The following is an 11,173-nucleotide window of genomic DNA, read 5'->3' as shown; positions in this document are numbered from 1 at the left end:
ACATCGTGGGCTTTTACAACAGTGTGCGCCTGCACTCAACACTGGGCAACTTGCCACCCAATGCTTTCGAGCAGCAATCGGCAATCACATTACCTATCGATGTGTCCGAAAAAACTTGACCAACACAGGTATCGAGAGTACGAGCGGGAGCAAGATTTGCAGGTGGGCTATTCCCGTACCTCCGCTAAATACTCTGCCGAGCAAAAGCAGCTCGCAGTCCAGCATTACCTCGATCACGATCAATGCATGGCATCCAGCCACGGCGACGAGAAAGCCAATCCCGGCATCTACGTGCTCAACCCCTGGCCGGGCGCCACGCCGAGCATTCGGGTGCGGCGACGCGCGCAGACCATGTAGATCAGGCAGCAGTCCGGGGCGCTCAGGGACACTGAGGGCCGCTGCACCACTAGGCGATGGAAGAACGGGCAAGACATTCGCCAGCCCCGTTCCTCAAGGCGTCAGTACAGGTACACTGCACCCGCGTTGGTTCTGCTTTCGTCGATCTGGTTGCCACCAATTCCATTCGATCCGCCGTCCTCCGTTGATGCCCCCACGGCCAGCGTGGTGCCGTCACCGGATATTGCAACGCGGCCACCAAACCGGTCCCCGGCTCCGGTGTTGGGGGCCTTCAGGTAGGCTTGTTGCGTCCATGTGCCTGCGGTGCGGCGAAACACCAGCACAGCGCCTGCATCGGGGGCCGTGGTACTGGCCTGGTCTCCGTTGAATCCGTACGCAGTGCTGTCGTCCCGGTACGACGGCACCACCAGCGTGTTGCCGTCGCTGGACATGGCGAGGTTGTTGCCGAAACGGTGGGGCGTACGGGTGTTGGAGGCTTTCAGGTAGGCCTGCGATTGCCAGACGCCGCCCGCACGGGTGAACACGAACACCGCGCCAGAGTTGAGCGCGAGGGTGTTGCTCGCTGGAGGCACCACGAATATGCCGGTGTAGTTGCTGCTGTCTCCGTCCATACCAACGGCCAGCGTGTTGCCATCGCCCGACAAAGTGACCGCGACGCCGAAGCGGTCCTGTGCCTTGGGACTGGGAGCCTTCAGGTAGGCCTGTTGCGACCACACCCCCGCATTGCGCTGGAACACATAGGCCGCACCGGCATTGGCCAGGGTGTCGTCCGCTGGATCGCTTGCCCGGGCGCTGCGCTCAAAGAACGCCCCCACCGCCAGGGTGTCGCCTGCCCCGGACAAACTGAGGTAGATCCCGAAGAAATCTCCAGCGCCCGCGTTGGAGGCCTTGAGGTAACTTTGCTGTGCCCAGTTGGTGCCCGTGCGGGTAAAGACGTAGGCGGCCCCGGACGCAGAGTACGTCGCGTTGCCGTGCGTTCCGGTCAAGTCGCCGTCCTCGTTGTAGGCTCCAACCGCCAGAGTGTTGCCGTCGTTCGAGAGAGAGACGAATGAGCCGAAAAGATCGTCGGCATCTGCGTTGTTCGCCTTGATGAAGGCCTGCTGCGACCAGGCTGCGCCGGTGCGGGAATACACATAGACGGCGCCAGAGCTGCTGGCTAGGTTGTTGGTGGCGGGCATCGTCGCAAACGTGCCCTTCTGATCGCCGCTCTCGCCGTCCGCGCCGATGGCCAGCGTGTTGCCGTCGGCAGACAGCGCCAGTGCGTTTCCAAAATAGTCGTTGGCCTCGCCGTTGGGGGCCGCAATGCGCGCCTGCTGCGACCACGTGGTGCCGCTTTTGGTAAAGACATACACCGCGCCGGTATTGCCACCCTCTCCATAGGCACCCACGGCCAGGGTGGATCCGTTGCTGGACAAGGCCACACGGTTGCCAAACCGGCCTTCGGCGGTGGTGCTGGACGCCTTGAAGTAGCCAATGGCTCGCACCATGTCGGCAGCCACGGAGGTCGATGGGGCACTGCAACCACCCGCATTGCAGGCCTGTACCGTGTACGTGGCATTCAGCCGCAGGTGCAGCAGCACAGGCACTGCGTAGGTCAACCCCGTGGTAGCGGTCGATCCGATCTGCGCAGGTGCCAACGGGCCCGCGCCGTCCGGGTCCTCGTACAACGTGTAGCTGGTTGCACCGGGCGCCGAGGTCCAGGAAAAGACCAGGGCCTTCGTCCCATAGGTAGTACCCAGGCCACCCGGCGTGGGGGGAGCCGGCGGAGGTGGGGGTGGCGGAGGAGGAGGCGTGTAGATCGTGCTGCAAAGCACTCTCACTTGGGTCACCGGCGCCACAACAACCCCGGTGCCAGCCTCTACCGCGCAAATCTGGTCCACGGGCTGTGCGTACACCGTGACGGCGTAGGCGCTGCCGTGGGCCAGCGGCGAGGCAAACCGGAAAACGCCATCAGCTGTCACCACGAAATCCGCAGCGCCGTTGAGCTGCAACCTCACGGCACCCACCAGGCCCGTGACCGATCCACCAACGGTGTAGGTATTGGTGGTGCAGGTCACCAGGATGTTCGTGACCGGGCCTGCCACCACGCCCGAGCCGTTTTCCACAACACAGGTCTGCCCGACGGGCTGGGTACGCACAACGATGTTGTAGGCCTGGCCCTGCAAAACGCTGGTGGCATAGCTGCCGCTGGCCGTGATGGTCAGCTCCGCTCCCGTGCCATTGGCCAGGACGAGCGTGCCGACCAGCCCCGTCACGGTACCGCCCACGGGATGTTGCGCCACGGATGGTGGCGGTGGCGGAGGTGGAGGCACGGCAGGGTCTTCGCCACCGCCGCAGGCTGCCAGGGCTCCACCTACCACCAGAAGAAACAGCCTTGCCGCTCCGACAAGCATCACCCGCAGTGCCTTGGCTCTGGCTGGAAAAGTTCGATACATCTAGGGGCCTCCGGGCAAGTGGACGGGGTAGCGCCGCAGCCCCTCTGGAAGCGCGGGCAGGCCGGGCTCCCTGGTGCGGGTGCAGGCAGGATGGCTGGAACTCTATAGCGGGTGGACGCGCAAGCACACCCAACCGAAGCAGGGTTGACACAGGGAATGGATTTGCTCGGAGGCGTTCGGCGGGGGCTCATCCCCGGACAAGGGCTCGTTCCACGAGGGTGTCCTGAATTTTGTGTAAACGGGGCGTGAGGATTAAGGTTTTGGCACCCTTTCCTCGAACTGGATGGTAAACCGGGTCAATGCAGCTTTCCAGTCACGTACCCGCGTTCCTTGCTTAAGCACCAGAGGATTGGGCACGATTGGCCGCTCCAAGGCATGGTCAGGTAGGGCGCAATTCGCTGGAATTCGAGTGTCCAAGTTGCACCAGCATTTTTCATCAATGATTCGGCCAAGGTAATTCATTTTGGTTTGTCGCCACTGCTTGCATCGTTCTTTCTGACAGTCCGGTGCTGAACAGTAGGGGTGGTTTTTGACGCGTGGGGCTGGCCGGAAAGACTGGCCACAGCAGGCGCAAATTTTGGTGCTCATCAAATTTCTCCATACGAAAATTCGTATGGGAACTGCTGAGCATCACAAGCCGTAGGGCGTGAACCAATAAAACATCCATTCACACCCATTTTTCCATCGGAACCCCGAAGGTCGCACATCTTGAGAAATGGGTGTTATTGGGCGTATTATTGGTTCTATGCTTCGCTCTGACACCCTTCAGATCACCCCTGAGATCTTGCGCCTGATCGCTCGGATTGATGAGTTCAAAGGCGCTTGGCGTGCCTTGGGCACCCTTGCGCCTGATCGTCTGTCTGCCTTGCGCAGGGTGGCCACCATCGAGAGCATCGGGTCTTCAACCCGTATCGAGGGCAGCAAGTTGTCCGACAGGGAAGTGGAGAAGCTGCTTTCCAACCTGGCCATCCAGTCTTTCGAGACCCGTGATGAGCAGGAGGTGGCCGGCTACGCCGAACTGATGGACTTGGTGTTCAGCTCCTGGCGTGACATTCCGTTCAACGAGAACCACGTCAAGCAACTGCACCAGATCCTGCTGCGCCACAGTGAGAAGGACTCGCGGCACCGTGGACAGTACAAGACCAACTCGAACAGCGTAGCCGCTTTCGATGAAAACGGTGTGCAGATCGGGATCGTGTTCGAGACGGCAAGCCCGTTCGACACGCCGCGCCTGATGGCTGAATTAGTTGCCTGGGTGAATGGGGAGCGCGACAAGGCGGAGTTGCACCCCCTCTTGATCATTGCCATCTTCGTCGTGGTGTTCTTGGAGATCCACCCGTTCCAGGATGGCAATGGCCGCCTCAGTCGTGTTTTGACCACTTTGTTGCTCATTCAGGCAGGCTACGCTTACGTGCCCTACAGCTCACTGGAGAGCGTGATCGAGCTGAATAAAGAGGCGTACTACCTTGCCTTGCGGCAGACGCAGGGGTCTATCCGGACAGATGCTCCCAACTGGCAACCGTGGCTGGTGTTCTTCCTGCGGTCACTGGCCGAGCAGGTACGGCGGCTGGAAAAGAAGGTAGAGCGCGAGAAGATCGTACTGGCTGCCTTGCCCGAGCTGTCACTGCAGATCGTTGAATTTGCCCGCGAACACGGGCGCGTCACGATCGGCGATGCGATCAAATTGACGGGTGTCAGTCGAAACACGCTTAAGCAACATTTCCGCAACCTGGTTGAGCACGGTCATTTGAATCAGCGGGGCAGCGGGCGTGGTGTTTGGTATGAACTCAAGTGATGGGATTGGTGGATGTTTAATTTGATCGTTTCGGGCGGTAGCTGGGAAAGGCCAAAAACTCTATCTGTCAGCCTGTATGGACCTCTACAACGGCGAGATCATCGCGCACCAAATGGCAAGGCGTCCCGTCTTCGAGCTCGTTTCCAGCACGTTACGGGAAGCGCTTTCGCGGACGACGTGCACTGCAGAATTGATCGTTCACTCAGACCAAGGCTGGCACTACAAAATGCAGCCCTATCGAGCGATGCTCGCACAGCGTGGAGTCAAGCAAAGCATGAGCCGTAAGGGCATTCTCTGCGCGTGGTCAGGCCGGTTCCATTTGCTCAGGGGGACGGCCGCTCAGTTTTGACCCTGAAACCAGGGCAGCAGTGCCTTGGCCGCTTCAATCCGCAGGTGCAGTTCGGTACCAGGGTCTTTCATGACCGAGAGCAGAAAACGCCTGGGGTCGGAGACATCGTGCCCCCGTTCCTGTGAGGTATCTGTCAACTGGCCCGCGCTGGCAGCGGGACCCGTCGGCACCGAAGCCGGCTTGCCGGTACGGAGTTGTTGCTGTGCCCGTTGAAAATCGGTCGGCTGGATACTCTGGACACTGACCAAAAGCTTGGCTTGGGCGTCATCGCTGGGTGGCAGGTCAAGCCAGGGCTCGTCCGCGAACATACTGGCCAGACCCGGGGCAATGAAGGCTGACCAATGACCGGTTGGCGTCTGCAGGGCGGGCACCATTCGGGCGTGCCGGGCTTGCCTGGGGGCCGAGGCATCTGCCACCGGCCTCACGTCGATGTGTTGGGGCATGACGCCGCTCAGATAACGCTGACACAGTGATTCGAGAAAATCCTGGGCCTGCGCCACCGGTATCGGCTCGACCAGAGACAGCCAGACTTGGTAGCCGTCAATGCCCGACACCGCCATCGCGGGGGCGGGCAACTCAAGTTCATCCTGAATGCCCTGCCAGAGGCTGGCTACCCCATCCCAACCGGCGGCCTGGGCCACTTCCACCACCATGGCGCGCACCTGACCATGGATCGTGATCAACTCAAGGCCGCTGTCTGTTGCGGCTGGGGTGTCGGCGGCCGGCTCGTGGGGAAAGTACAGGCGCTGCAGTTCCGTTTGAAGTCGGTTCATGGTTTGATCACGGGTGGTTTTTGCGTTGGCGTGCCGATGGCTTGACTCTACCCGATCACACAGCCGGGCACCCGCCATGGTGCCGACCCAGGGTGCCTACAATGCGCCCCCATTTGTCAACAAACCAGCGCCAGATTGCCTGTCTATGAATATCATCGTCAACGAAGAACTGAAAGCCTATATTGACCCGTTGACGCCCGAAGAATACGCGTCGCTGGAGCGCAGCATTCTGACTGAAGGCTGCCGTGATGCCCTGGTGTTGTGGGGCGACCTGTTGATTGACGGGCACAACCGCTACGCCATTTGTCAGGCGCATGGCCTGCCGTTCCAGACCGTGCAGGCCACCTTGTTCCAGACCATGGAAGATGTCCACTTGTGGATGATCGAACAACATCTGGGGCGGCGCAGTGTGTCCGACTTCCAGCGTGGCGTGCTGGCGCTGCGCAAGCGAGAGATCCTCTCGGCACGGCGTGCCAAAGCCTTGGCCATGACGCCCGCTCAGGCCGATGAGGAGGGGTCTGAGCCAGCGCCCCAGATCCCACCCTGGGAGGACGCCGCTGTCACCAACCCTGCCCAAATGGACAAACCCCTGGCCAGCCGCGAAGACATTGCCAAAGCCGCCCGTCTGAGCAGCAGCCAGGTGGTGCTGATTGAAAAAATCCAGAAACAGGCCGCGCCCGAACTGGTGGCCGCCGTGAAATCCGGGGTGATTTCGCTCAACGCCGCGGCTGCCGTGGCCAGTTTGCCCGTCGACGACCAGGTGGCTGCCGCAGCCGCTGGCAAGGACGAGCTCAAGCAGGCAGCCAAACGCGTGCGCGAGGCCAGGCGCCAGTCGCGGACCGCACCCGCCGGGGCTGCGGATCAGGTGCCGTTAACGCCACCGGAATCCATGTCTGCGGATGACGAGATCAAGGCGCTCCAGCAGCGTGTGGCCCAGTTGGAAAAGGAAAACGACGCCCTGCGCAAACAAGTGCTGAATCTGCTGGAAAAAAGCAGCCGCCTGGCCTGACCGAATTCCGGTTCTTCAGGGGTACCGATGCAACACCCGGTAGCGCTCGGTGGCGTCACCGGTCGAGACGGCCAGGGCGTAGTTCTGCACGGTCCACACCACGGGTGGTGTGTTGGCCGGTGGGCTGGCGCTGTCAGCATGCCGCGCCAGCGTCACATGGGGCTGGTAGGGGCGGGACTCGACCGGCAGGTCGGCTGCGCGCAGCAGGTTCCCCAACTGGTCGTGCAGTCTCTGCAGTGGCGGCGGGACTTCGGTTGCGCACAGCACGGCCAGTCCGCGTGGCCATAACTGGGGCTGATCCAGCACCAGCTCGAAAGGCGGGCAGGGCAGGTTGGCTTGTGCCAGGACATGGGCCACCTGTTGCACGGGTGCACGGCCAATGAAATGCAGCGTGACATGCCAGTCCGCGGGTGCGTAGACTGCACACCCTGCGGGCCAGGTCCATTGCGGGGTATGGTGGCCAAGTTGTGCCCGTACCCGCTCGTCGGGCCAGAGCGCCAGAAATACACGCTGCGTTTGGCAGGCCGGGGAGGTGTCGGTGTCCATGGTGGTGTTACGGTCCAGCGGAGATATTCGGAGCCAAATTTTGCAAGGATTGATGTTAATCAAGAACCAGCTTTGCCAAGTGCGCCATAAACAAAAGCATAACTTGAGGAACGTTGGATGAAGTGGCCGTTGAATATTCGCAGTGGTTTGGCCCACGTGGTGGCGTGGTCGCTGGCAGCGTTGGCGATACTGGTGCTGGTTGGGGTCACCGCACGGATGGTGGACCATGAATGGTCTGAGGAGAGTCAGGCCGCCCGGCGCGAACTCGGCAATATGTCTCGCCTGAGCCAGGAACATGCCCTGCGAACCCTGCAGGCGGCCGACCAGGCCCTGCAACTGGCGCGGGCGCTGTATCTGCGCGATGGTCTGGCGCTGGATCTGAGCCACTGGGTCGGCCAGGGGGCGATTGACGCGGCGTTGTTCCACCAGGTGGGCATCATTGACGCGCAAGGCATTTACCGGCTGAGCAATCTGGCGCAGACCCCGCAGGTTGATCTATCGGACCGCGAGCACTTCAAGGTGCATCTGCAGCAAAACGACGACCAGCTGTTTGTGTCCAAACCGGTGTTGGGCCGGGTTTCCAACAAGTGGACGATCCAATTGACCCGACGCATCACTCGGCCCGATGGCAGTTTTGGCGGGGTGGCCGTGGTGTCGATGGATGCGGATTACTTCACCCATTTTTATGCCAGCCTGGACGTCGGCGCCAACGGCATTGCTGCCCTGATCGGCACCGACGGCGTGGTGCGAGCCCGGCGCAGCAAGCTGATGACCGGGGCTGGCGCCAATCTGCGCGATGTCCCCCCTTTGCGCGCCATGGCGCAGGGGGCGGTGGAGGGTTTTTTTGAAAACCGGTCGCCGATTGATCAGGCGCTGCGGCTGTATCACTTTCGCAAGATCGCCGGTTACCCCTTGTTTGTGGCGGTGGGGTTCGGCCAGGACGACTTTCAGGCCTCTGTGCGGCAGACCCAGCGCACCCAGTGGACGCAGGCTGCGTTGGGCACGCTGCTGATTCTCGGACTCGCCACCCTGTTTTCCTGGCACTGGCAGCGTGAGCAGCGCCAAACCCGGGCGCTGCGGCACAGCCAGGCCTATACCCAGCTCGCACTCGACAGTGGCGGCCTGGGCGTCTGGGAGTGGGATTTGCGCCATCACCGCTTTACCCTGGATGAGCGCTTGCAGGCGTTGCTGGGTTTTACCCCGGGGGAGTTGCCCAATGACAATGACAGCTTCATGCAGCGTCTGCATCCGGATGACCAACACCAGTTGCGCCTGCTGCTGCTGCCGGTGCTCAAGGGCGAGGTGCCGCGCCTGCTGTTTGAACACCGGCTGCGCCACAAGGACGGGCACTGGATCTGGCTCATGGCGCGTGGCCAGGTGGTGGCGCGTGACGCCCAGGGCCGGGCCTTGCGGCTGATGGGGACCGATGTGGACCGCACCGAGCGCCGACAGGCCGACGAAGCCCAGCGGGTGGCGGCGGTGGCGTTCGAGTCGTCGTCGGCCATGATGATCAGTGATGCCCAACTGGTCATCCTGCGCGTCAACCCGGCCTTTGCCGAATTGTCAGGTTATACCCAGGCCGAAGTGGTCGGGCAACCCAGCAGTCTGCTGAAGTCAGGGCGCGAGAGCCCGGCGTTTTACCAGGCCATGTGGACCAGCCTGAACCACACCGGCCACTGGGAGGGCGAAATCTGGAACCGGCGCAAGGACGGTGCCGTGTTCCCGGACTGGCTGTCGATCACCGCGGTCAAGGACGAGCGGGGGCAGGTGACGCATTACGTGTCGGTCCATGCCGACATCACCCTGCGCAAACGCAGCGAGGAAGAAATCCGCAAGCTGGCCTTTTTTGACCCGTTGACCGGGCTGCCCAACCGCCGGCTGCTGTTGGACCGCCTGCAGCAGATGCGCGCCGCGCTGGCGCGCCAGGGTGAGGTTGGCGCGGTGTTGTTCATGGACCTGGACCGCTTCAAGCTGCTCAATGACACCCATGGCCACCAGCGCGGTGACGAATTGCTGACCCAAGTGGCCCAGCGCCTGCAGACCTGTGTGCGTGAAGTGGACACCGTGGCGCGTCTGGGCGGTGACGAGTTTGTCGTGGCCCTGGCACAACTGGGCACTGCTGCCGCGCCGGCCTGTACCGCGGCGGTCCGGGTCGGGGAAAAAATCCGCGAAGCGCTGAACCAGCCGTTTGATCTGTCGGGCCTGAGCTGGCAACTTTCTGCCAGCATTGGTGTGGCGCTGCTGCAGGACGCCAGCCAGCCGGTGGAAGACGTGCTGAAAGATGCCGACACTGCCATGTACATCGCCAAAAATGCCGGACGCAACCAAGTGCAGGTTTTCCAGGCCACCCACCGGGCCTGAAGCGCAGCCAGCGCGCCGTGGTGGACAATCGGCATCTGATTGTTTGACGAGGTGTACACATGGCCATGGCTTGGTTGACTGTCCTGAAAATGGTGCCCTGGGGCGAGGTGATCGAAAACGCGCCCAAGGTGGCGCAGGGGGCCAAGAAACTCTGGTCCACCGTCGGCAAGAAAACCCCGCTTGCCACCTCACCGGGCCATGTCGGCGCCGAGCCCGATGAGGCAGACGGCGCACTGGCCAGCTTGCGCGCACAGGTGGCGCAGCTGCAGGTCGCCAGCGCCGAGCTGCACCAGCAGATGCTGGAATCCAGTGCCTTGATCCAGTCGCTGGCCGAACAAAACACCCAGCTGATCCAGCGTGTCGAGGTCAACCGCAAGCGCCTGTGGTGGCTGGCCCTGGCCTGGATCGGGCTGGCCGCGGTGCTGGTTTATAAGCTGTTTTGATAGCACTCAAGGCAATCAATACGCGGGCTAGAGGCCATTTTTATTCATGAGTTTGCACAGCAGCGCGGGTTCTGAGGCGGCCTGGCCAACCGGCTTCATGGTGCTGCACGGCAACCGGCTGGAAGACCTGCGCGACCTGCTGGTGCAGCTGATCCAGGCGCGCCCGCTGCCGCCGCTGCAGCCCGAGGTGATCCTGCTGCAAAGCAACGGCATGAAACACTGGCTGGAGCTGGCGCTGGCCGATGACGCCGCCCTGGGCATCTGCGCCGCCACCCGCATGGAACTGCCCAGCGCCTACCTGTGGCAGATGTACCGTACCGTGCTGGGGGTGGACCTGGTGCCCGCGCACATGCCGTTTGACAAGGCCGCGCTGCTGTGGCGGCTGGTGCGCCTGCTGCCGACGCTGTGCCAGACGCACCCGGTCTACGCCCCGTTGCAGCGCTACCTGAGCGGCGACAACCCGGCGCGCAAGCTCTACCAGCTGGCCCTGCAGGTGGCCGACGTGTTTGACGCCTACCAGAGTTACCGCGCCGACTGGCTGGCCGACTGGGCTGCCGGTCTGGACCAGTTACGCGGCCCGCTCGGCGCCGCCCAGTCCCTGCCGCCAGACCATGCCTGGCAGGCGCAGCTGTGGCGCGACATCCGCGCTGACGTCGGTGAGACGCTGGCCCAGGCCTCGCGCGCCAGTGTCCACGAACGCTTTCTGGCCGCGCTGGCCAGCGCCGCCCAGCGCCCAGGCGGCCTGCCGCAGCGGCTGATTGTGTTTGGCATCTCGTCATTGCCGATGCAGGCCGTGCAGGCGTTGGCCGCGCTGGGCCGGGTCTGCCAGGTGCTGCTGCTGGTGCAAAACCCTTGTCAGTACTACTGGGGTGACTTGGTGGAAGGCCATGCCCAGCTGCGTCAGCAGGTGCGTCGGCGCCAGCAGGCCAAGCCGTTCCCGGCTGACCCGGCAGCGCCCTTGGCCGCGCCCGCCGCCCGCCACCCGCTGCTGGCCTCGTGGGGCAAACAGGGACGTGACTACCTGCACCTGCTCGACGGCTTTGACCAGCCCGAACACTACCGTGCCCACTGGAGCCGGGTGGACCTGTTTGTCGACCCCGCTGCC

9 protein-coding genes and 1 pseudogene are annotated in these 11,173 nt (G+C 62.7%); 7 read left to right on the top strand and 3 right to left on the bottom strand.

Annotated elements, in window-relative coordinates; genetic code table 11:
- The first annotated feature begins 99 nt into the window (after positions 1-99).
- Positions 100-357 carry a hypothetical protein gene (locus PHW99_RS11365; protein ID WP_300177228.1) on the top strand — a complete coding sequence of 86 codons (258 nt, stop codon included), beginning with the start codon at positions 100-102 and terminating at the stop codon, positions 355-357.
- 101 nt (positions 358-458) lie between these two features.
- Here the strand turns inward: PHW99_RS11365 and PHW99_RS11360 are convergent, their stop codons facing one another.
- Positions 459-2,639, bottom strand: a complete 2,181-nt coding sequence (locus PHW99_RS11360) for an integrin (protein WP_300177225.1) — start codon at positions 2,637-2,639, stop codon at positions 459-461.
- Between the two features lie 898 nt (positions 2,640-3,537).
- On the opposite strand from PHW99_RS11360, the gene PHW99_RS11355 reads away from it, so the two are divergent.
- Both PHW99_RS11355 and PHW99_RS11350 read left to right on the top strand, forming a co-directional pair.
- Positions 3,538-4,587 (top strand): Fic family protein, encoded by a 1,050-nt coding sequence (locus tag PHW99_RS11355; RefSeq protein WP_300177222.1) that lies wholly within the window; start codon positions 3,538-3,540, stop codon positions 4,585-4,587.
- A gap of 49 nt (positions 4,588-4,636) precedes the next feature.
- Positions 4,637-4,876: pseudogene (locus tag PHW99_RS11350) on the top strand (DDE-type integrase/transposase/recombinase); the annotation flags it as partial.
- Positions 4,877-4,926: 50 nt separating this feature from the next.
- Here the strand turns inward: PHW99_RS11350 and PHW99_RS11345 are convergent.
- Positions 4,927-5,709: a hypothetical protein gene (locus tag PHW99_RS11345; RefSeq protein WP_300177219.1), complete on the bottom strand. Its 783-nt coding sequence runs from the start codon at positions 5,707-5,709 to the stop codon at positions 4,927-4,929.
- Between the two features lie 145 nt (positions 5,710-5,854).
- On the opposite strand from PHW99_RS11345, the gene PHW99_RS11340 reads away from it, so the two are divergent.
- The gene (locus tag PHW99_RS11340) at positions 5,855-6,718 is read left to right on the top strand and encodes a plasmid replication/partition related protein (protein ID WP_300177216.1); all 864 of its coding nucleotides are present in this window, start codon (positions 5,855-5,857) and stop codon (positions 6,716-6,718) included.
- Positions 6,719-6,733: 15 nt separating this feature from the next.
- Here the strand turns inward: PHW99_RS11340 and thpR are convergent, their stop codons facing one another.
- The gene (thpR, locus tag PHW99_RS11335) at positions 6,734-7,264 is read right to left on the bottom strand and encodes an RNA 2',3'-cyclic phosphodiesterase (protein WP_300177214.1); all 531 of its coding nucleotides are present in this window, start codon (positions 7,262-7,264) and stop codon (positions 6,734-6,736) included.
- A gap of 117 nt (positions 7,265-7,381) precedes the next feature.
- Here thpR and PHW99_RS11330 point away from each other — a divergent pair, with 117 nt between their 5' ends.
- The 3 genes from PHW99_RS11330 to PHW99_RS11320 all read left to right on the top strand — a co-directional run.
- A complete protein-coding gene (locus PHW99_RS11330; protein ID WP_300177211.1) occupies positions 7,382-9,625 on the top strand; it encodes a diguanylate cyclase in 2,244 nt (747 codons plus the stop codon).
- 65 nt (positions 9,626-9,690) lie between these two features.
- Complete coding sequence (locus PHW99_RS11325; RefSeq protein WP_300177208.1) at positions 9,691-10,068, top strand: hypothetical protein; 378 nt, start codon at positions 9,691-9,693, stop codon at positions 10,066-10,068.
- Positions 10,069-10,114: 46 nt separating this feature from the next.
- The coding region (locus tag PHW99_RS11320; RefSeq protein WP_300177205.1) for an exodeoxyribonuclease V subunit gamma at positions 10,115-11,173 on the top strand (1,059 nt) is incomplete at its 3' end.

Origin of the sequence: Rhodoferax sp. (assembly GCF_028689305.1) — a bacterium.
Taxonomy (GTDB): domain Bacteria; phylum Pseudomonadota; class Gammaproteobacteria; order Burkholderiales; family Burkholderiaceae_C; genus Rhodoferax.
The sequence above is the reverse complement of the archived record's forward strand: the minus strand, read 5'-3'. Positions and strand labels throughout refer to the sequence as shown.

Coding starts and splice junctions, on each gene's coding strand:
- PHW99_RS11325 (WP_300177208.1), top strand. CDS start 9,691: ATGGCTTGGTTGACTGTCCTGAAAATGGTGCCCTGGGGCGAGGTGATC.
- thpR (WP_300177214.1), bottom strand. CDS start 7,264: ATGGACACCGACACCTCCCCGGCCTGCCAAACGCAGCGTGTATTTCTG.
- PHW99_RS11340 (WP_300177216.1), top strand. CDS start 5,855: ATGAATATCATCGTCAACGAAGAACTGAAAGCCTATATTGACCCGTTG.
- PHW99_RS11355 (WP_300177222.1), top strand. CDS start 3,538: ATGCTTCGCTCTGACACCCTTCAGATCACCCCTGAGATCTTGCGCCTG.
- PHW99_RS11365 (WP_300177228.1), top strand. CDS start 100: ATGTGTCCGAAAAAACTTGACCAACACAGGTATCGAGAGTACGAGCGG.
- PHW99_RS11345 (WP_300177219.1), bottom strand. CDS start 5,709: ATGAACCGACTTCAAACGGAACTGCAGCGCCTGTACTTTCCCCACGAG.
- PHW99_RS11330 (WP_300177211.1), top strand. CDS start 7,382: ATGAAGTGGCCGTTGAATATTCGCAGTGGTTTGGCCCACGTGGTGGCG.